Below are 20,395 nucleotides of genomic sequence, written 5' to 3' on the forward strand. Positions count from 1 at the left end.
CGCAACACCGGCCTGACGGTGGGCGCCCTGGCGGCGCAGGTCGGGGTGCCGGAATACCGGCTGCGCCGGCTGATCAACGGCCGGCTCGGGCACCGCAACTTCGCCGCCTTCCTCAACGCGCACCGGCTGGAAGCCGCGGCGACCCGGCTCGCCGACGCCGCGCAGGCGCGCACACCCGTGCTGACCATCGCGCTCGATCTGGGGTACGGCTCGATCGGCCCCTTCAACCGCGCCTTCCGCGCGCGCTTCGGCACCACCCCGACCGAGCACCGCCGCGCCGCGCTTGGCCGTACGCACTCGGAAACCATCGCCGAAGACTGAAAAACCGCGCCGATTCCGAAATCGGCCAGACCACCGCCGAACCCGGCGAGACGGCCGCCGCGTTGCCGGCGCAGGAAGGGCGCAACCAACGCGCCATCCGGAGCAACCGCCATGCGCCTCGCCCTGCTCGCCTTCCTCCTCGTCTGCCTGCCGCTGGTCGGCGCCCTGTCCGAGGAACCCCGTTTCCTGTCCCAGCCCTATGTCGCCGTGCGCGGCGGCTGGAGCAACCTGCGCGATATGCCCGTCGACTACCACCACGACGCCAAGCCCGACCGCGACATCGGCTTCGACAACGGCTGGCTGGCCGGCCTCGCCGTCGGCACCCAGCCCCGCGACTGGCTGCGGGTGGAGCTGGAGCTGTCCCACCGCCAGCACGAGGTGGCGCTGGTGATGCCCGGCTCGGGTGCCGGCGGCTCCGCCGGCGCCACCGCGGGCATGGTCAACGCCTATCTCGACATTCCCACCGGCGGCCGCTTCACGCCCTATTTCGGCATTGGCATCGGTGCGGCGTCCCTGGCGCAACAGGACGTACGCGCCGACGGCACGGTGTTCACCGACGACCGCTCCTGGGCCTTCGCCTACCAGGCGATGGCGGGAGTCAGCGCGCGGCTCGCCCCGCTGTGGAGCAGCAGCCTGGAATACCGCTGGTTCGGCACCTCCTCCCCCGTCTTCAGCGACCGCGAGGGCTACTTCTACGACAGCGAGACCCGCGCGCACGCGCTGGTGGTCGGGGTGACGCGGTCGCTGTGGTGATGTGACCGCCCATTCGCCCCCTCCCCGCCCGATCGGGGAAACCTCGTCCGGGACGGTTGCATCGCCCACCAACCCGCTTGCACCGCGCGCGCCGGATTGCTCTACTCCCGCGCACCACGGTTCGCCTGCGAACCGTGAACCGGCGGCGCGGCACCACGGGGGTGCGGCGCTGCGCGCGAGGATCCTCGAAGGGGAATCGAGATGGCGAGCCAGGGCGAGAACAAGTGGGTCTACAGCTTCGGCGCGGGAAAGACCGAAGGCCGGGCGGACATGAAGAACCTGCTGGGCGGCAAGGGTGCCAATCTGGCCGAGATGGCCAACCTTGGTCTGCCCGTACCGCCGGGCTTCACCATCACCACCGAGGTCTGCACCTATTTCTACGCCAACGGCAAGAGCTATCCGCCCGAGCTGAAGGACCAGGTGGCCGCGGCGCTGGCTGCCATCGAGGAGGCGATGGGCGCCAGGTTCGGCGACCCGGCCAACCCGCTGCTGGTGTCGGTGCGCTCCGGCGCGCGGGCGTCCATGCCGGGCATGATGGACACGGTGCTGAACCTCGGCCTGAACGACATCACGGCGCAGGGCCTCGCCAAGCGCTCGGGCGATTCCCGCTTCGCCTTCGACAGCTACCGCCGCTTCATCCAGATGTACTCGAACGTGGTGCTGGACGTCGATCACCACCACTTCGAGGACATACTTGAGAACGTCAAGCGCGACCGCAACCTGACGCTCGACACCGAGCTGTCCGCCGACGACTGGCAGACGGTGATCAAGGGCTACAAGAAGGTGGTCGAGGACGAGCTGGGCCGGCCCTTCCCGCAGGACCCGGAGGAGCAGCTGTGGGGCGCCATCGGCGCCGTCTTCGGCTCCTGGATGAACGCCCGCGCCAACACCTACCGCCGCCTGCACGACATCCCGGCGAGCTGGGGCACGGCGGTGAACGTGCAGTCCATGGTGTTCGGCAACATGGGCGACGACTGCGCCACCGGCGTGGCCTTCACCCGCAACCCGTCCACCGGCGAGAACGCCTTCTACGGCGAATACCTCGTCAACGCCCAGGGCGAGGACGTGGTGGCCGGCATCCGCACGCCCCAGCACCTGACCATCGCCGGCAAGCAGGCCAACCACTCCGACCTGCCCGCCATGGAAGAGGTGATGCCGGAGGTCTTCCATCAGCTCGACGCCGTGCGGCTGAAGCTGGAGCGGCACTACCGCGACATGCAGGACATCGAGTTCACGGTGCAGCAGGGCACGCTGTTCATGCTGCAGACCCGCACCGGCAAGCGCACCGCGCCGGCCGCGCTGCGCATCGCGGTGGACATGGCGACCGAAGGTCTGATCGACCGCACCGAGGCGGTGAAGCGCATCGACCCGGCCTCGCTCGACCAGCTCCTGCACCCCACGCTCGACCCGAAGGCGGAGCGCACCGTGATCGCCAAGGGCCTGCCGGCCTCGCCGGGTGCCGCGTCCGGCAAGGTGATCTTCACCGCCGACGAGGCGGAGGCGCAGGCGGCGCTGGGCGAGGCGGTGATCCTCTGCCGCGTCGAGACCAGCCCCGAGGACATCCACGGCATGCACGCCGCCCAGGGCATCCTGACCACCCGCGGCGGCATGACCAGCCACGCGGCGGTCGTCGCCCGCGGCATGGGCCGCGCCTGCGTGTCGGGTGCCGGCGAGCTGCGCATCGACCACAAGGCCAAGACCATCATGGTGCGCAACGTCACCGTGAAGGAGGGTGACCTGATCACCATCGACGGCTCCACCGGCGAGGTGATGCTGGGTGCGGTCCCCACCATCCAGCCGGAACTGTCGGGCGACTTCGCCACGCTGATGGGCTGGGCCGACGGCCTGCGCCGGATGAAGGTGCGCACCAACGCCGAGACGCCGCTGGACGCCCGCACCGCCCGCAAGTTCGGGGCGGAGGGCATCGGGCTGTGCCGCACCGAGCACATGTTCTTCGACCCGGCCCGCATCCTGGCGGTGCGCGAGATGATCCTGGCCGAGGACGAGGCCGGGCGGCGCCGGGCGCTGGCCAAGCTGGAGCCGTTCCAGAAACAGGACTTCGTCGAGCTGTTCACCATCATGGCCGGGCTGCCGGTGACCATCCGCCTGCTCGACCCGCCGCTGCACGAGTTCCTGCCCAAGACCGAGGAGGAGATGCGCGAGGTGGCCGAGGCCGCCGGCACCGACCTCCAGCGGGTGGAGCACCGCTCGCTCCAGCTCCACGAGACCAACCCCATGCTGGGCCACCGCGGCTGCCGGCTGGGCATCACCTTCCCCGAGATCTACGAGATGCAGGCGCGCGCCATCTTCAGCGCGGCGGCCGAGGTCGCCAAGGGCGGCAATCCCGTGACCCCGGAGATCATGATCCCGCTGATCGCCACCCGGAAGGAGCTGGACATCCTGAAGGACGTGGTGGACCGCGCGGCCAAGGAGGTGTCCGCCGCCACCGGGCAGGAGCTGGACTATCTCGTCGGCACCATGATCGAGCTCCCGCGGGCCGCACTGCGCGCCGGCGAGATCGCCGAGACGGCGGAGTTCTTCAGCTTCGGCACCAACGACCTGACCCAGACCGCCTTCGGCATCAGCCGTGACGACTCGGCGAGCTTCCTGCCCGACTACCAGCGCCAGGGCATCCTGGAGCATGACCCGTTCGCCACGCTGGACGCCGACGGGGTGGGCGAGCTGATGAAGCTGGGTGCCGAGCGCGGGCGGGCCGTGCGGCCCGGCCTGAAGCTCGGCATCTGCGGCGAGCATGGCGGCGACCCGGCCTCCATCACCATCTGCGAGGCGGTCGGGCTCGACTATGTCTCCTGCTCGCCCTACCGCGTGCCGATCGCCCGGCTGGCGGCGGCCCAGGCGGCGCTGGCGTCGGACACCGTCAAGCGCGACTGATTGCCGCTCTCACCCGCGCCACGTCCATTTGATGCGCGCGTCCGGTCACCTGCGACCGGACGCGCGTTTCGTCTTTATGGGATAGGCTGTATATTATTCTATAGCGTTCGAATGAAAAACACGGCTGGCCGCGCCCGCGGCCGGTGACGCCGGCAGGAGAACGGCGATGCGCCACCTTGTGATGGATTGGGGCGAGTCCTTCGACGTCGGCGACCCGGTCATCGACCACGAACACCGCATGCTCCTCGACCTCTTCCGCAGTCTGGCCGAACCCGAGGCACCGACTGACACCGCCACCCTCCGCGCACGGCTCGACGAGCTGGTGGCGCTCGCCTGCCAGCATTTCGACCACGAGGACGCTCTGATGCGCCGGCTCCACTATCCGGGCATCCGGGAACACCAGGAGGAGCACGACGCGCTTCTGGAGCAGCTCAACAAGTACATCGCGCTGCTCGACGAGGCCCCGGACCCACCGCCGGTCTCCGGCATCGTGGAGTTCGTGGGGCTGTGGGTGCTCGACCACATCGACCGCGAGGACCGGAAACTCAGCGCCTTCCTGGCGGGAACCATCGGGCTGGCGGTACCGGCGTGACGCCGCCAGCCCATCCTCACAGGAACGCCACCCACACCGCCTCCCGCCCACGCAGCGCATCCCGCACGCGCATGGTCACGCGCTGGCCGGTGTCGAGCGCGCCGAGCCGGCAGCGGCGCAGCACGCTCTTGTGCACGAACACGTCCTTGCCGCCGTCGTCCGCCAGCACGAAGCCGAAACCCTTGTCGGGCTTGTACCACTTCACCGTGCCGGTCAGCTCCTGACCCGGCGGCGGTGCGTCGGGACCGGGGGCAACCGCGCCCGAATCCAGGACCTCCAGAAGCTGTTCGACCTGCGCGCCGCGCGGGCCGGGAACGAGGCGGCACAGCACCTCCGCCCCGTCGGCGATGGCATGCAGACCGGCGCGGTTGAGCACGGCGATGTGCAGGAAGGCGTCGCGGGAACCGTCCAGCGGCGACACGAAGCCGAAGCCGCGGGCCGGGTCGAACCACTTCACGCGGGCGCGCACCTCCACACCCGTTTCGGGGCCCACACCCGGGTCGCCGGCGGTGGTATCCGGGTGGTTCCGGTCAGAGCGCTGCATGGGTCCGATCCCTCCCTTCCCGCAGAACCGGCACCCGATGGTACCCACATCCGGAGAAGGGACTCCAGCGCAATTTTGTTACTCTCTCAAAGGCTTGTTTTCATCCGCGCATCCGATCATCTCTAATAAGGGAAACAAAAGAGACGGGGTGCCGTACACCCCGGACCAGGGAGAAACCATCATGGGCGACGCTTCGACGATGCACCGTTCACACCCGTGGGACCGCATCTATCCCGACGACGTGGACTGGCACGCGCCGATCGCGGCCCGGCCGGTGCCGGCGCTGCTGGACGACTCGGCCGCTCGCTACGCCGACCGGCCTTTCCTGGATTTCCTGGGCAAGCGCTGGACCTACGCCGCCGTGGCGCGGGAGGTCGATCAGGTGGCGGCGGGGCTGCAGCGGATCGGCGTGGGCAAGGGCGACCGGGTCGGGCTGTTCCTGCCCAACACACCCTATTTCGTGATCGCCTATTACGCCGTGCTGAAGGCCGGCGGCACCGTGGTGAACTTCAACCCGCTCTACGCGGACCGCGAGATCCGGCACCAGATCGCCGATTCCGGCGTGACGCTGATGGTGACGCTGGACCTGAAGCTGCTCTACGACAAGCTGGCCCCCATGCTGGGCACCACGACGCTGAAACGTCTGGTCATCGGCCGCATGGCGGACATCCTGCCCTTCCCCAAGAACTGGCTGTTCCCCATCGCCAAGCGGGCGGAGGTGGCGAGCATTCCGCAGGACGAGCGTCACGTGCGCTGGTCGGCCCTGCGCTCGGGCGCCGGGCATCCGGCACCGGTCGCCATCGACCCGGCCACGGACGTGGCGGTGCTGCAATACACCGGCGGCACCACCGGCGTGCCCAAGGGCGCCATGCTGACCCACGCCAACCTGACCGCCAACACCGAGCAGGCGGCGCTGTGGTTCCCCGGCGCCCGGCCGGGGCAGGAGCGGATGCTGGGCGTGCTGCCCTTCTTCCATGTCTTCGCCATGACCGCGGTGATGAACTTCGCGGTCCGGCTGGGGGCGGAGATCGTGCTGCTGCCGCGCTTCGACCTGACCCAGGTGATGGAGACGATCGACGCGAAGAAGCCGACGCTGTTCCCCGCGGTGCCCACCATCTACACCGCCATCAACCACCGGACGGACCTGGCGAAGTACGACCTGTCCTCGATCCGCTACTGCATCTCCGGCGGGGCGCCGCTGCCGGTGGAGGTGCGCGAGGCCTTCATCCGGCTGACCGGCTGCACGCTGGTGGAGGGTTACGGCCTGACCGAGTCGGCGCCGATCGCCACCTGCAACCCGGCCAAGGGTGCGAACAAGGCGGGGTCCATCGGGCTGCCGCTGCCCGGCACGGTGGTCGAGATCGTCAGCCTGGAGGACCGCAACAGCGTCCTGCCCACCGGCGAGAAGGGGGAGGTCTGCATCCGCGGCCCGCAGGTGATGAAAGGCTACTGGAACCGCCCGCAGGAAACCGCCGAGGTGCTGGAGGGCGGGCGGCTGCACACCGGCGATGTCGGCATCATGGACGAGGATGGCTACGTCGCCATTGTTGATCGCATCAAGGACATGATCCTGTGCAGCGGCTTCAACGTCTACCCCCGCAACGTGGAGGAGGCGATCTACCTGCACCCGGCGGTGGACGAATGCGTGGTCGCCGGCCTGCCGGACGACTACCGCGGCCAGACCGTGAAGGCCTACATCAAGCTGGCCGACGGGCAGAGCCTGACGAAGGAGGATCTGACCGCCTTCCTAAAGGACAAGCTCTCCCCCATCGAGATGCCCAAGCAGGTGGAGTTCCGTGACCAGTTGCCCAAGACCATGATCGGCAAGCTGTCCCGCAAGGCCTTGCTGGACGAGGAGGAGGCGCGCCGGCAGCAGGAGGGAAAGGCCGCGTGAGCGAACCCTCCCCGACCGAACCGACCGATCTGAACGAACCGACCGACGGGGACCGCGCCGCCAAACGGCGGTTGAGGGGGTTCCTCAACCATCTGCTCGCCTATTTCGCCGTGTTGGTGGTGATCGTGCCGGTCAATGCCTGGCTGGCGCCGCAGACCCCGTGGTTCCTGCTGGTGATGGTCGGCTGGGGCGCGCCGCTGGCGCTGCACGCGGCCTATGCCATGGGGCTGATCGGGCGCGGGCGGGGCTGAGGACGGCGACGATGGACGGGGAACGGCGCAAGGCGGTGCGGGCGGTGATCGCCGGGCGGGTCCAGGGGGTCTGGTACCGCGGCTGGACGGTCGAGACGGCGGTCGGGCTGGGGCTGTCCGGCTGGGTGCGCAACCGCTCGGACGGCACGGTGGAGGCGCTGTTCGCCGGGCCCGCGGAGGCTGTCGACCGGATGGTCGAGGCCTGCCGCCGCGGCCCGCCGGCGGCCGTGGTGCGCGACGTGGCGACCGAGCCCGCCGCCGATCCGGGACCGGGGCGGTTCGAGCAGCGGCCGACCCATTAGGCTTCCGTTAGGGCCCATGACCTAGTCTGATTGTTTCGCATTGGATGCCGGTGGAGGCGGTCGTGATCGGAACGGACCTCGGGACCGTCAAGGACATGCTGGCAAAGGCCTTCACCCGCGCCGCCGACGCCAAGACGAAGGCCGAGGGCAGGGCCTCGGCCGACGTGAAGGCCAGCGAATCGGCCCCGCGCAAGGACGCCTCCGACCCCGCCTTCCTGCTCAGCGCCAGCCTCGAGGACCTGACCGGCCGGCTGCGCGACATGAGCAAGGGCGCCAGCGACCGCGCCAAGGACGGCGTGTCGCGCGCCGACGACGCGCTGTCGCGGATGCAGGGCATCGCCGACTTCACGGAGGAGTTCGCCAAGCAGCTCGACGGCGTCATGCAGGCGATGGAGCGCGACCTGGGCCGCCTGCTCGAAGCATTCGGCATGGACGAGGAGTCCCGCAAGGAAGCCCTGAAGGGCTTCCGCAGCCGCTTCGGCGACGAGGAGAAGGCCAACGTCATCGCCGCCGCCCAGGAGCAGCGCCAGTCGGAGACCCTGTCGGTCGAGGCGAAGAACATCGAGCTGACCATCGAGCACGAGGGCAAGTCGCTCACCATCACCTACGACAGCGCGTCGCTGGATCTGGCCCGTTCCGAGTCGCAGACCAGCGTGATCACCAACGGGCGCAGCACCGTGCTGTCGGGCAGCAGCAGCGACACCCGGGTCAACGCCGAGAGCCAGGGGCTGACCGTGGACGCCAAGGGCTTCACCGAGGAGGAACTGTCCGGCCTGATGAAGCATCTGGGCTCGGCGTTGAAGGACGGCACGCTGGACGACGCCATGGAAGGGCTGGCCCGGCTGTCCGCCAGCTCCAAGCGCGGGGATGGGGAGGGCGTGACGCTGTCGCTCGACCTGTCGGCCGCCATCAAGACCGCCTTCGGCGCCGGCAAGCCCGACGCCGCCACCGAGCCCGCAGCGACCCCGGCCACGGCGGGGGTCAGCATCCTGGCGTGATGGCCGGGCGTTCGACACGCGTCGCGGCGCTCGCCGCGTTCGCCCTGCTGTCCACGACGGCGGCGGCACAGCAGCCGCCGTTGACGCGCACCGAGCCCGGCCACCAGCCACCGGTGCCGCCCGGCGGCTATCAGCTTCCACTCGCTCCGCCGGTCACCAAATTCCCCCTGCCGCCGCAGTACGTGGTGATCCGCTCCACCCAGGACTGGCGCAAGGCCGGCAAGGTGGACAAGGATCTGAGCCGCGCCTGCGCCAACCGGGAATTCACCCAGCTGTTCCCGATGCAGTACCGGGCCATCTTCCAGACCGATGTGCTGGGCGTCGCCTTCGGCCATGGCACCAACCTGCGCGATCCCAAGAAGCGGGCCGACCGCAGGAAGATCTACCTGTTCCGCAACGGCGACAGCACGGCCTGCGTGGTGCTGGCGATGGACAACGAGGATCTGCGCCTGCTCAACGACAACCCCGCCGCCGGCGATCGCCAAGGCCCCGGAGCACCGCCGGCGCGCCCGCCGGCCGGTGGCGGCTATCGCTGACCGCGAAACCGCGCCGCAGCCTCGCGCCCCCGGCGATCGGTGCTATGCTGAAGGCACCGGGGCCGACCGCGCCCCGCCGGACAACACCCCGCTACAGGGACGGGCCTCATGGCGAAACGACTCCTCCTGGGACTGGCGCTCACCGCCGCGACCGCATGGCCGGCGGCGGCGCAGGAATTTCCGCTGCGCATCCTGCATGTGAACGACGTGCACGCCCGCTACGACGAGACGACGGCGACCGGCACGCTGTGCACCGCGAAGGACGCCGCGGGGAACAAATGCGTGGGCGGTGCCGCCCGGCTCGCCACCAGGCTGAAGGAGCTGCGCACCGGCAACGCGCTGTTCCTCGACGCCGGCGACCAGTTCCAGGGCACGCTGTTCTACAACCAGTTCAAGGACGCGGTCGTCTACACCATCCTGGACCTGCTGAAGCCGGATGCCCAGACCATCGGCAACCACGAGTTCGACGACGGCCCCCAGGGTCTCTCCAGCTACCTGAGCCGCGTCACCTGGCCGGTGATCAGCGCCAACATCGTCACCGCCAAGCAGCCGGCGCTGCGCGGCCGCATCAAGCCCTCCACCGTCGTGACCCGCGGCGGACAACGGATCGGCATCGTCGGCCTGACCACGGTGGAAACGCCGACCGCCTCCAGCCCCGGCCCGACCGTGGGTTTCGCGGACGAGGCGAAGTCGCTGCAGGCCGCGGTGGACGCGCTGCGCCGCCAGGGTGTCAACAAGATCATCGCGCTGACCCATGTCGGCTATTCGGTCGACCAGACGCTGGCCGCGACGGTGGACGGGGTGGACGTGTTCGTCGGCGGGCACAGCCACACGCTGCTCTCCAACTCCGACCCGAAGGCCGCCGGCCCCTACCCGTATGTCGGCAAGTCACCGTCGGGCGCGCCGGTGCTGGTGGTGCAGGCGGGCGCGTACAGCACCCATCTGGGCCAGCTCGACGTCGTCTTCGATGACAAGGGCGTGGTCAAGTCCTGGACCGGCGACGCCAAGCTGATCGGCGCCGAGGTGGTGCCCGACCCTGTGGTGAAGGAGAAGGTGCGCCAGCTCAACGTGCCGCTGGAGACGCTGCGCCGCACGCCCGTCGGCGAGTCCAAGGTCGAGCTGGTGGGCGCCAGCTCCTCCTGCCGCTTCCGGGAATGCGTGATGGGTGACCTGATCAGCGACGCGCTGCTGGCCCACGCCACCGCCAAGGGCGGCTACAAGGGCACCGCGGTCGCCATCCAGAACGGCGGCGGCATCCGCTCCAGCATCCCGGCCGGCGCGGTGACCATGGGCCAGATCCTGGAGGTGCTGCCCTTCTCCAACAGCGTCGCCACCGCCGAGGTGACCGGCGCCGACCTGCTGAAGGATCTGGAGGCCGGCGTCGCCCGCGCCCACGACCCGAACGCGCCCGGCACCGGCCGCTTCCCGCAGGTCGCCGGCCTGCGCTACAGCTTCGCGCCGGCCAAGCCGGAGGGGCAGCGCATCCAGAAGGTCGAGGTGCGCGACAAGGCGGGCGCCTGGGCGCCGCTCGACCCGGCGGCGACCTACACCGTCTTCACCAACGACTTCGTCCGCAAGGGCGGCGACGGCTACGTCAACCTCGCCAAGGCCAAGGTCTTCTACGACTACGGCCCCGAGCTGGAAGGCGTGGTCGCCGACTACATCAAGGCGCGCAGCCCGGTCGCCCCGGCACTGGATGGGCGGATCACCCGGATGGAGTGACGTTCGTGTTTCGGCCGCACCGCAGCAAACCCTTGCTGCGGTGCAGAGTCGATTCACGACTCATTCTGCTCCGACTTTCTTGTCTCCATGTCTGACATGGCCTATGGTCTGGTCCGTCAGGGATGGAAACAATCATGCTGCCCATACGTCAGGCCGAAACCGAGCGCGCGCTCGGCGACGAGATCGCCGAACGTCTGGCGCATCCGCTGTTTTCCGGATCGATCCGGCCGGGCGAACTGCTGCCCAAGGAGACCGAGCTGTGCGACCGCTACGAGGTCAGCCGCGCCTCCGTGCGCAGCGGGCTGCAGTCGCTGGTCGCGCGCGGCATCGTCAGCCGCTTCGCCGGGCAGGGAACGATCGTCCAGGACTATCGCGACTGGAACATCCTTGATCCGCTGGTCACCCGCTGGCTGGTCGATTACGGCATTCCGACGCCCGACTTCATCCGCGACATCTTCGAATTCCGCCACGCCGCCGAGCCGCTGATCGCCGCACTCGCCGCCCGCAACGCCGGCGCGCGCGACCTTCTCGCGATGGAGGAGGCGTACACCGGCATGGAGAAGGCGGTCGGCAGCAGCGTCATGACCTGGGAAGGGCGCAGCTTCACCGACTACGACGTGGAGTTCCACGTCGCCATCTTCCGCGGCACGCGCAACGCGGTGTGGGCGCAGCTGTCCCACATCATGCGGCCGGCGATCACGCTGGTGATCAGGCGCAGCAACGACACCGCCGACGAGCTCCGCGACAGCCTGGGCCGCCACCGCCATCTGATGGAATGCATCCGGCTGCGCGACGCCGACGGCGCCTTCGCGGCCACGCTGAACGTCATGAACCGCACCGCGCTGGATTTGGGCCTCGCGGGCGACGCCGAACATCCGCTGGTCGCCGTGTTGAAGGCCCAACTCGGCCGCTGACGGCGGAGAACCGACCCGGGCACGGAAAGCGCCGGGCCATTCCAGAAGAGGGAAGAGGAGGAATCCATGATCGGTGCGACGATCTCCAAACTGCTGACGCTCACCGGCGGCCTCACCATGGCCGCGATGATCGGTCTGGCCACCGCTCCCGAAGCGCGCGCCCAGGCCAAGTACAACTGGACCTTCCAGACCTCGGAGACGGCCGGCGAGCCGCAATACAAGATCAAGCAGGACTGGGCCAAGAACGTCGAGGCGATGAGCGGCGGCCGGATCAAGATCGAGATCCTGCCGACCGGTGCCGTGGTGCCGCACAACCAGACGCTCGACGCCGTCGGCTCCGGCATCCTCCAGGGCCATCTGACCGATCCCAGCTACTTCTCCGGCAAGAACCCGGCCTTCGGCATGATGGGCAACCTGGTCGGGGCGTGGGGCGACCCGATGGAGTTCCTGGAATACATGAAGTTCGGCGGCGGCGAGGCGATCTACAACAAGCTGGTCGAGCCGTACGGACTTCATCTCATCGGCGCGATGGCGACCGGCCTGGAATCGTTCCCGTCGAAGAAGCCGATCCGCTCCGTCGCCGACATGAAGGGGCTGAAGGTCCGCGCGCCGGAGGGCATGGTCTACGACATCTTCGCCAAGGCCGGTGCCGCCCCGGTGAACCTGCCGGGGTCGGAGGTCTACACCGCGCTCGAGAAGGGCGTGATCGACGCCGCCGACTACACCGTGTTCGCGACCAACCACACGATGGGCCTGCACAAGTTCGCTCCCTATCCGAGCTACCCCGGCTTCCATTCGCTGCCGATGGTCGACGTTTCGATCAACAAGCAGATCTGGGACGGGCTGCCGGCCGATCTCAAGGCGATCCTCAAGACCTCGGTCGATGCCCTGGCCTATCAGGCGATCTCCCGCCTCAAGGCCCTCGATCTCCAGGCCGCGAACGAGGCGCGGAAGGATCCGAACATCCACATCATCGACCTGCCGGCTGAGGAACGCGCCAAGTTCCGCAACATCGCACGCCAGGAATGGGAAAAGTGGGCCGAGAAGAACGCCATCACCAAGGAGTTCTACGGCTCGGTCACCGACTTCCTGAAGGGCCGCGGCCTGATGTGACCGGTGTTGCCGGGCAAGCGCCGGCATCGGCCCCCTCCCGACCTCCCCCCCGGCGGGGGGAGGAGAAACAGGCCCTCCCCCCCGCCCGGCGGGGGAGGGTTGAGGTGGGGGCGTATCGCAGCAACGTCCCGCCCCGCCAAAGGACACCTCCCATGACTCCGGAAACGCCCCCGGGCGGCGCGGGCGGCGCTCCGCGCACCGCCCCCCTGCCGCACGACGACAGCGCCAACGGCCAGCCCCTCACCGGCCTCGACCGCGCCATTTCCCAGGCGAGCAAGGTGGTGGCGTGGCTCGTCTTCATCTCGATGGTCATCACCGTGTTCGAGGTGGTGATGCGCTACGCCTTCAACTCGCCGACCTCCTGGGTGCACGAGACGACGGTGTTCCTGATCGCCGCCATTTTCCTGCTGGGCGGCCCGGCGGCGCTGGCGCGCGACAAGCACATCCGGGTCCGCGTCCTCTACGACGCGGTGCCGCCCGGCGCGCGCCGCTGGCTCGATGTCCTGAACGGGGTGCTGGCGCTGCTCTTCACCACCGGCATGACCTACGCGGCCTGGGTGATGTTCTACACAGCCTCCCACAACCCGCTCGGGGAATGGCAGCTCGAACGCTCCGGCACCTCCTGGAACCCGGCCTTTCCCGCCTACATCAAGGCGCTGATCCTGTTCGCGCTGGCCCTGATGACGGTGCAGGTCGTGCTGCACCTGATCCACGCCATCCGCAACCGCCCGGCCGAGCCGGCCAAGTCCGGAGGACGCTGAGATGGGAGGACTGGGACTGAGCGCCATCGGGATCGAGGGCGGCACCTGGCTGCTGATCGGCGGCATCTTCCTTCTGCTGGTGACCGGCCTGCCGCTCGCCTTCGTCACCGGGCTGGTGGCGCTGGCGCTGACCTTCGGCTGGTTCGGGCCGAACGCGCTGCCGCTGGTGATCAGCCGTGTCTACGGCTTCATCACCGAATATTCGCTGGTCGCGGTGCCGATGTTCGTGTTCATGGCGTCGCTTCTCGACCGCTCCGGGATCGCGCGCGACCTGTTCAACGCCATGCGCATCTTCGCCGGCCGGTTGCCCGGCGGCGTGGCGGTGCAGACGCTGGTCGTCGCCTTCCTGATGGCGACCATGTCCGGCATCATCGGCGGCGAGATCGTGCTGCTGGGCCTGCTGGCGCTGCCGCAGATGCTGCGGCTGGGCTATGACCGCGACATCTCCATCGGCGTGGTGTGCGCCGGCGGCTCGCTCGGCACCATGATCCCGCCGTCGATCGTGCTGATCATCTATGGCCTGATCGCCAGCGTCTCCATCGCCGACCTGTTCGTGGCCGCCTTCACCCCCGGCGCCATCCTGATGGGCGCGTATGTGGCGTATGTGCTCGGCCGCTGCCTGATGAACCCCGAACTGGGTCCACCGCTGTCGAAGGAGGAGGCCGGAGGTTTCAAGGAGAAGGTCGCGGCGCTGAAGGGCGTGGTGTTCCCGGTGCTGATCGCCGGGCTGGTGCTGGGCAGCATCTACGGCGGCGTCGCCTCGGTGACGGAGGCCGCGGCCATGGGCGTGTTCGGCGTGCTGCTCGCCATCATCGTCCGCGGCGAATTCTCGTTCAGGCTGATGCAGGAGAGCGTGCAGCAGACGCTGGACACCTGCGGCATGATCATCTGGATCGGCATCGGTGCGGCCATCATCGTGGGTGTCTACAACCTGATGGGCGGCAACCGCTTCGTCTCCAGCACCATCCTGGGCCTGGACGCGTCGCCGACCGTGATCATCCTGGTGATGATGGCCATTTTCCTGGTGCTCGGCTGCATCCTCGACTGGATCGGCATCGCCATGCTGTGCCTGCCCATCTTCGTGCCGATCGTCAAGCAGCTCGGCTACGACCCGGTGTGGTTCGGCATCCTGTTCTGCGTCAGCATGCAGGTCTCCTACCTCAGCCCGCCCTTCGGTCCCGCTGCCTTCTACCTGAAGGGGGTGGCGCCGCCGGACATCACGCTGCGGCACATCTTCATGGCGCTGCTGCCCTTCATCGCCATCCAGATCGCCGTGCTGATGCTGCTTCTGTTCGTGCCCGAGATCTCGCTGTGGCCGCTGCGCTAGGACGGATGACATGAAGATCACCGCACTGAAGACTTTCCTCGTCCCGCCGCGCTGGCTGTTCCTGAAGATCGAGACGGACGAGGGCGTCGCCGGCTGGGGCGAGCCGGTCATCGAGGGGCGAGCGCGCACGGTGGAGGCCGCCGTGCAGGAGCTGGCGGAGTATGTCGTCGGCCGCGACCCGCGGCGGATCGAGGACATCTGGCAGACGCTCTACCGCGGCGGCTTCTACCGCGGCGGCCCGATCCTGATGAGCGCCATCGCCGGCATCGACCAGGCGCTCTGGGACATCAAGGGCCGCGACCTGGGCGTCCCGGTGTCGGACCTGCTGGGCGGCGCCTGCCGCGACCGCGTGCGCATGTACGCCTGGATCGGCGGCGACCGCCCGGCGGATATCGCCGCCAAGGCGAGGACGGTGGTGGAGAACGGCTTCACCGCCTTCAAGATGAACGGCACGCCCGAAATGGCGATCGTCGACAGCCACCGGAAGGTGGAGGAGGCGGTCGCCCGGGTGGCCGAGGCGCGGCAGGCGGTCGGCCCCGACGTCGGCATCGCCATCGACTTCCACGGCCGTGTCCACCGGCCAATGGCGAAGGTGCTGCTGCGCGAGCTGGAGCCCTTCCACCCGATGTTCGTGGAGGAGCCGGTGCTGCCCGAGCACCTGCACACGCTGCGCTCCGTCGCCGGCAACCTCGGTTTCCCCATCGCCACCGGCGAACGGCTGTTCACCCGCGCCGACTTCCGCCCGATCCTGGAAGCGGGCTACGTGGACATCGTGCAGCCCGACCTCAGCCATTGCGGCGGCATCACGGAAGGGCGCAAGATCGCCATCCTGGCGGAAACGTACGACGTGGCCGTCGCCCCGCACTGCCCGCTGGGGCCACTCTGTCTCGCCGCCTCGCTGCAGCTCGACGCCGTCGCCCACAACGCCTTCATCCAGGAACAGAGCATGGGCATGCACTACAACCAGGGGAACGACGTGCTCGACTATCTGCTCGATCCGTCGCCGCTGCGGATCGAGAACGGCTATCTGCCCGTCCTCACCGGCCCCGGCCTGGGGGTGGAGGTCAACGAGGCGTTCGTGGTGGAGCAGGCGAAAAAGGGCCATGAATGGCGCAGCCCGGTGTGGCGCCACGCGGACGGGAGTGTCGCGGAATGGTGAGCGGGGGGGGCCCGGTCGGCTGCATCGGGCTGGACTGGGGCACCAGCAACCTGCGCGCCTACCGCATCGCCGCCGATGGCCGCGTGCTCGACCGTCGGGAATCGACAGCCGGCATCCTGAAGGCCGCCGACGGCGACTTCGCCGGGACGCTGCGCGCCACCGTCGGCGACTGGCTGGACGCGGAGCCGGACGCGCCGGTGCTGCTCTCCGGCATGATCGGCAGCCGGCAGGGCTGGCTCGAGGTGCCCTATTGCCCCTGCCCGGCGGGCATCGACGCGATCGCCGCCGCCGTGCGCAGGCTGGACCTCGACGGGCGTACGCTCACCTTCATCCCCGGCCTTCTCGATCCCGGTGCCGGCGACGCCCCACCCGACGTGATGCGCGGGGAAGAGGTGCAGCTTCTCGGCTGCGGGACGGAGGGACTGCACGGCCTGCCCGGCACGCACGGCAAATGGGCGGTCGTCGAAGACGGCCGCATCACCCGCTTCCAGACGCACATGACCGGCGAGGTCTATGAGCTGCTGGTCCGCCACAGCATCCTCGGCCGCCTGATGGACGCCGACGCCCCGCAAGACGCCGACGCCTTCGACCTGGGGCTGGCGCGCGCGGCGCAGCCCGGCGGGTTGCTGCACCACCTGTTCGGCACGCGCACGCTGGGCCTGACCGGCGGGCTTGCGGCCGGCGCCCAGCCCTCCTACCTCTCCGGCCTGCTGATCGGGCACGAGGTCGGGGCGGCGCTGGCGTCCGTTCCCGCCGACGCCCCGGTCACGCTGGTCGGGTCGCCCCGCCTGTGCGCGCTGTACGCGCGGGCGCTCGCCGCCTTCGGCCGCACCGCCACCGACGCCCCGCCCGACGCCGCCGCCGCCGGCCTGCACCGGCTGGCGCAGCGGCTCCGCCCATCCGTTTGAGGACCCTGCCCATGGACTTCGACGCCGCCTTCCGCCGCTGCCCTCTGGTCGCCATCCTGCGCGGCCTGCATCCGGACGAGGCCGTGGCCGTCGGCACGGCGCTGGTGGACGCCGGGATGACCGTCATCGAGGTGCCGCTGAACTCGCCGGAGCCGTTGCACAGCATCGCCGCCCTGGCCGACGCGCTGGCCGGACGCGCCATCGTCGGCGCCGGCACGGTGATGAGCGCCGACGACGTGCGCGAGGTGTCGTCCGCCGGCGGCCGGCTGATCGTCACGCCGCACGCCGACACCGCGGTGATCCGGGCCGCCAAGACCGCCGAGCTGACCTGCGTGCCCGGCGTCGCCACCCCGACGGAGGCCTTCGCGGCACTCGCCGCCGGTGCCGACGCCCTGAAGCTGTTCCCGGCGGAGGCGATCCCGCCCAAGGTGGTGAAGGCGCTGCTCGCGGTGCTGCCGGCGGGCACGCGGCTGCTTCCGGTGGGCGGCGTCGCGCCGGAGACCATGGCGGGCTATGTGGAGGCCGGGGCCGCCGGCTTCGGGCTGGGCAGCGGGCTGTACAAGCACGGGATGACGCCGGAGGAGGTCGGCACCCGCGCCGCCGCCTACATGACCGCGTGGAAGGACCTCGGCCGATGACCGCGGTCGCCGACATCGCCGTGGTCGGACTGGGGGTGATGGGGCGCAACCTCGCCGCCAACCTCGCCGACCATGGCGTCACGGTGGCCGGGTTCGATCGCGACGCCGGGCGCGTCGCCGCCTTCGCCGACGCGGTTCCGCGCGCCGTCCCCTGCGCCACGCTGGATGCGCTCGCCCCGGCGCTGAAGGGGCCGCGGGCCGCCCTGATGATGGTGCCGGCGGGACCGGCGGTGGACGAGTTGATCGCCGCGCTGGCGCCGCGGCTCGCCCCCGGCGACATCCTGATCGACGGCGGCAACTCCCACTTCCAGGACACCCGCCGCCGCGCCGCCGCACTCCAGGGCACCGGCATCGATTATGTCGGGCTCGGCGTGTCGGGCGGCGAGGAGGGGGCGCGGCACGGCCCCTCGCTGATGGCCGGGGCGACCGCGGCGGCGTCCGCGCGCATCGCGCCGATGCTGACCGCCATCGCCGCGCGCACGGAGGCGGGTGAGGCCTGCTTCGCCCGCGTCGGCCCCGACGGTGCCGGGCATTTCGTGAAGACGCTGCACAACGGCATCGAGTACGCCGACATGCAGCTCATCGCCGAGGCGTACCACCTGCTCCGCCACGGCGCCGGCCTTCCCCTGCCGCGCATCGCCGAGGCCTTCGCCGCCTGGAACGCGGGCGAGCTTGGCTCCTACCTCACCGAGATCACCGTCGCCATCCTCGGCCGCCAGGATGGCGAGACCGGGCAACCGATGCTGGACGTGATCCTCGACGCGGCCGGGCAGAAGGGCACCGGCGGCTGGGCGTCCAACACCGCGCTGGATCTCGGCATGCCCGCCCCCACTATCGCGGAGGCGGTGCACGCCCGCTGCCTGTCCGCCCTGAAGGAAGAGCGCGTGCGCGCCGCAATGCCGCGCCCTGCGGCACCGCTGCCCGGAACCGACGGACCGGACTTCGTACGCGCGGTGGGCGACGCCCTGCTGGGCGGGCGCATCGCGGTGTACGCGCAGGGCTTCGCGGTGATGAACGCGGCGCGTACGGCCTTCGGCTGGGACATGGATCTGGCCGGCGTGGCGTCGGTCTGGCGGGCCGGCTGCATCATCCGCGCCCGCCTGATCGGCCGCATCCTGACGGCGCTCCGCCGCGCGCCTGAGCTGCCGAACCTGCTGCTCGACCCGGACATCGCGGCGCTGGCGGACGGGGCGACGTCCGGCTGGCGCCGCGCCGTGGGCACCGCGGTGGCCGGCGGCGTTCCCGTGCCGGCGATGGCCTCGGCGCTCGCCTATTGGGACGGCTACCGGACGGAGCGGCTGTGGGCTGACATGATCCAGGCGCAGCGCGACTTCTTCGGCGCACACGGCTACCGGCGCACCGACCGGCCGGGCAGCTTCCACACGGACTGGACGGCCGCGTCATGATCGTGCTGGTGATGGGCGTCAGCGGCAGCGGCAAGAGCACCGTCGGCCTGCGCCTCGCGGAACGGCTGGACGCGACCTTCCTGGAGGCGGATGAGTTCCATCCTCCCGCCAACATCGCCAAGATGGCCGGCGGCGTGGCGTTGACCGACGAGGACCGCTGGCCCTGGCTGGACGCGCTGGCTGACGGCATCCGGCAGGCGCGGGAGGGCGGGCGCACGGTCGTGGTCGCCTGCTCGGCCCTGAAGCAGGTGTACCGGGACCGGTTGCTGGCCGGTCAGGACGGGGATGCGCACATCGTGCATCTGGCGGGCGAGCCGACGCTGATCGCCGAACGCATGGCGGCCCGCAGCGACCATTTCATGCCCCCCTCGCTGCTCGCCACCCAGATCGCGACCCTGGAATCGCCTGCGGACGCGGTGACCATCGACATCACCGCCCCGCCCGACAGGCTGGTGGAAACGATCCTGCACAGTCTGGCGCCAGTGCGTTAGGGTGCCGGCCCGGCTCGTCTCGTCACCCGAGGAACAGCCCGACGATCCCCATCACGAAGCCGCCGACCGTCAGCCCCAGCCCCAGCCACTCGACCCAGCCGCGCTCCGCTCTCGCGCCGGTGGTCCTGCCGGGCTCGGCCGGCGTCGTCAACGCGCCGGGACCGGCCGCGCGTTGCGGTCCGCTCCCGCCTGCCAGCACAAGCACAAGCCCGATCGACGCCACAACCGTTCCCGCGATCAACCAACCATTCATGCGTCGCACCGGAGCCACCCGCCGCTGATGTCACCCGCGGCGGTGGCATGATCATGCGATCGATGCGCGCGGTCAAGCGTGGCGCGACGAACCGCACCCTTGCGAAGGTAAGAGGCAAAGATCGCTGGAATCCGCAAGAACCGGTTGTTATGATCGCCCCTAATTCTGGCAGGGAACCGTTCCCGGAGCATCCGATAGTGAGCAAGACCGTAATCGTCGTCGATGACAGCCGGCTGTCACGCATGCATGTCCGTGGGATGATTCTTCGCAGTCAACCGGATTGGACGGTGATCGAGGCCGGCAACAGTGACGAACTTTTTGCACGTCTAGCCGAAAGTGATATACAGATTGCCATAATCGATTTCAACATGCCAGGCGCCAACGGGATCGAAGCGGCGACCCGCCTGCGCGCCGAGCGGCCGGAGATCGACCTGGCGATCATCACCGCCAATGGCCAGGACTCCGTCGTCGCCGGCATCCGCGCGCTGGGCGCCGCCTTCATGCCGAAGCCGCTCGACGAGCAACAGGTCATGCGCTTCCTCGCCTCCACCAACCTGCCGAAGCGCCGGCGCACGGCACCCTGACGCCATCGCGGCGCAGGCAAGGGACAACCAGGACAG

General features: G+C 69.7%; 22 protein-coding genes and 1 pseudogene. 21 read left to right on the plus strand and 2 right to left on the minus strand.

Annotated features, from left to right (window positions below; all coding sequences use genetic code 11):
* The 4 genes from HL658_RS30020 to HL658_RS30035 form a co-directional block, all read left to right on the plus strand.
* Positions 1-321 (plus strand): helix-turn-helix domain-containing protein (locus HL658_RS30020; protein WP_180287696.1); only part of this gene is annotated, 321 nt, incomplete at its 5' end.
* 111 nt (positions 322-432) lie between these two features.
* Positions 433-1,074 carry an outer membrane protein gene (locus tag HL658_RS30025; RefSeq protein ID WP_180286232.1) on the plus strand — a complete coding sequence of 214 codons (642 nt, stop codon included), beginning with the start codon at positions 433-435 and terminating at the stop codon, positions 1,072-1,074.
* A 201-nt stretch (positions 1,075-1,275) separates the two neighbouring features.
* Entirely contained in the window at positions 1,276-3,966 is a 2,691-nt protein-coding gene (ppdK, locus tag HL658_RS30030; protein ID WP_180286231.1) for a pyruvate, phosphate dikinase, read from the plus strand.
* A 166-nt stretch (positions 3,967-4,132) separates the two neighbouring features.
* The gene (locus HL658_RS30035) at positions 4,133-4,558 is read left to right on the plus strand and encodes a bacteriohemerythrin (RefSeq protein WP_180286230.1); all 426 of its coding nucleotides are present in this window, start codon (positions 4,133-4,135) and stop codon (positions 4,556-4,558) included.
* A gap of 16 nt (positions 4,559-4,574) precedes the next feature.
* On the opposite strand, the gene HL658_RS37885 is transcribed toward HL658_RS30035, so the two are convergent.
* The gene (locus HL658_RS37885; protein ID WP_180286229.1) at positions 4,575-5,102 is read right to left on the minus strand and encodes a cold-shock protein; all 528 of its coding nucleotides are present in this window, start codon (positions 5,100-5,102) and stop codon (positions 4,575-4,577) included.
* A gap of 181 nt (positions 5,103-5,283) precedes the next feature.
* On the opposite strand from HL658_RS37885, the gene HL658_RS30045 reads away from it, so the two are divergent.
* From HL658_RS30045 to HL658_RS30115, 16 genes and pseudogenes are all read left to right on the plus strand, one after another.
* On the plus strand, positions 5,284-6,996 hold the full coding sequence (locus tag HL658_RS30045; RefSeq protein WP_180286228.1) for a long-chain-fatty-acid--CoA ligase: 1,713 nt from the start codon (positions 5,284-5,286) through the stop codon (positions 6,994-6,996).
* Positions 6,993-7,247: a 2TM domain-containing protein gene (locus tag HL658_RS37450; protein WP_180286227.1), complete on the plus strand. Its 255-nt coding sequence runs from the start codon at positions 6,993-6,995 to the stop codon at positions 7,245-7,247. The genes HL658_RS30045 and HL658_RS37450 overlap by 4 nt, the downstream gene beginning before the upstream one ends.
* 11 nt (positions 7,248-7,258) lie before the next feature.
* Positions 7,259-7,549: an acylphosphatase gene (locus HL658_RS30055; protein WP_180286226.1), complete on the plus strand. Its 291-nt coding sequence runs from the start codon at positions 7,259-7,261 to the stop codon at positions 7,547-7,549.
* 62 nt (positions 7,550-7,611) lie between these two features.
* On the plus strand, positions 7,612-8,547 hold the full coding sequence (locus HL658_RS30060) for a hypothetical protein (protein ID WP_180286225.1): 936 nt from the start codon (positions 7,612-7,614) through the stop codon (positions 8,545-8,547).
* Positions 8,547-9,083, plus strand: coding sequence for a hypothetical protein (locus HL658_RS30065; RefSeq protein WP_180286224.1), 537 nt, complete (start codon positions 8,547-8,549; stop codon positions 9,081-9,083). The genes HL658_RS30060 and HL658_RS30065 overlap by 1 nt, the downstream gene beginning before the upstream one ends.
* Positions 9,084-9,191: 108 nt before the next feature.
* Positions 9,192-9,905, plus strand: a pseudogene (locus HL658_RS38275) (metallophosphoesterase); the annotation flags it as partial.
* A 246-nt stretch (positions 9,906-10,151) separates the two neighbouring features.
* Positions 10,152-10,805 carry a bifunctional metallophosphatase/5'-nucleotidase gene (locus HL658_RS38280; RefSeq protein WP_425485393.1) on the plus strand — a complete coding sequence of 218 codons (654 nt, stop codon included), beginning with the start codon at positions 10,152-10,154 and terminating at the stop codon, positions 10,803-10,805.
* A gap of 134 nt (positions 10,806-10,939) precedes the next feature.
* The gene (locus HL658_RS30075) at positions 10,940-11,719 is read left to right on the plus strand and encodes a FadR/GntR family transcriptional regulator (protein ID WP_180286222.1); all 780 of its coding nucleotides are present in this window, start codon (positions 10,940-10,942) and stop codon (positions 11,717-11,719) included.
* A 66-nt stretch (positions 11,720-11,785) separates the two neighbouring features.
* The gene (locus HL658_RS30080) at positions 11,786-12,832 is read left to right on the plus strand and encodes a TRAP transporter substrate-binding protein (protein ID WP_180286221.1); all 1,047 of its coding nucleotides are present in this window, start codon (positions 11,786-11,788) and stop codon (positions 12,830-12,832) included.
* 152 nt (positions 12,833-12,984) lie between these two features.
* Positions 12,985-13,593 (plus strand): TRAP transporter small permease subunit, encoded by a 609-nt coding sequence (locus HL658_RS30085; protein ID WP_180286220.1) that lies wholly within the window; start codon positions 12,985-12,987, stop codon positions 13,591-13,593.
* Position 13,594: 1 nt separating this feature from the next.
* Positions 13,595-14,920, plus strand: coding sequence for a TRAP transporter large permease (locus tag HL658_RS30090; protein ID WP_180286219.1), 1,326 nt, complete (start codon positions 13,595-13,597; stop codon positions 14,918-14,920).
* A gap of 10 nt (positions 14,921-14,930) precedes the next feature.
* Positions 14,931-16,079 (plus strand): galactonate dehydratase, encoded by a 1,149-nt coding sequence (gene dgoD, locus HL658_RS30095; protein ID WP_180286218.1) that lies wholly within the window; start codon positions 14,931-14,933, stop codon positions 16,077-16,079.
* Positions 16,073-16,987 (plus strand): 2-dehydro-3-deoxygalactonokinase, encoded by a 915-nt coding sequence (locus HL658_RS30100; protein ID WP_180286217.1) that lies wholly within the window; start codon positions 16,073-16,075, stop codon positions 16,985-16,987. Before dgoD ends, HL658_RS30100 begins: the two co-directional genes overlap by 7 nt.
* An 11-nt stretch (positions 16,988-16,998) precedes the next feature.
* Positions 16,999-17,625: a 2-dehydro-3-deoxy-6-phosphogalactonate aldolase gene (locus HL658_RS30105; RefSeq protein ID WP_180286216.1), complete on the plus strand. Its 627-nt coding sequence runs from the start codon at positions 16,999-17,001 to the stop codon at positions 17,623-17,625.
* On the plus strand, positions 17,622-19,031 hold the full coding sequence (gene gndA / locus HL658_RS30110; protein WP_180286215.1) for an NADP-dependent phosphogluconate dehydrogenase: 1,410 nt from the start codon (positions 17,622-17,624) through the stop codon (positions 19,029-19,031). The genes HL658_RS30105 and gndA overlap by 4 nt, the downstream gene beginning before the upstream one ends.
* Positions 19,028-19,522, plus strand: a complete 495-nt coding sequence (locus HL658_RS30115) for a gluconokinase (protein WP_180286214.1) — start codon at positions 19,028-19,030, stop codon at positions 19,520-19,522. Before gndA ends, HL658_RS30115 begins: the two co-directional genes overlap by 4 nt.
* A 22-nt stretch (positions 19,523-19,544) precedes the next feature.
* Here HL658_RS30115 and HL658_RS37890 read toward each other — a convergent pair whose 3' ends face one another.
* Entirely contained in the window at positions 19,545-19,673 is a 129-nt protein-coding gene (locus tag HL658_RS37890) for a hypothetical protein (protein ID WP_281378909.1), read from the minus strand.
* 155 nt (positions 19,674-19,828) lie between these two features.
* Between HL658_RS37890 and HL658_RS30120 the strand changes: the two genes are divergently transcribed.
* Complete coding sequence (locus tag HL658_RS30120; protein ID WP_246338049.1) at positions 19,829-20,359, plus strand: response regulator transcription factor; 531 nt, start codon at positions 19,829-19,831, stop codon at positions 20,357-20,359.
* The last annotated feature ends 36 nt before the right edge of the window (positions 20,360-20,395 follow it).

It is taken from the genome of Azospirillum oleiclasticum (genome assembly GCF_013423485.1).
Taxonomy (GTDB): domain Bacteria; phylum Pseudomonadota; class Alphaproteobacteria; order Azospirillales; family Azospirillaceae; genus Azospirillum; species Azospirillum oleiclasticum.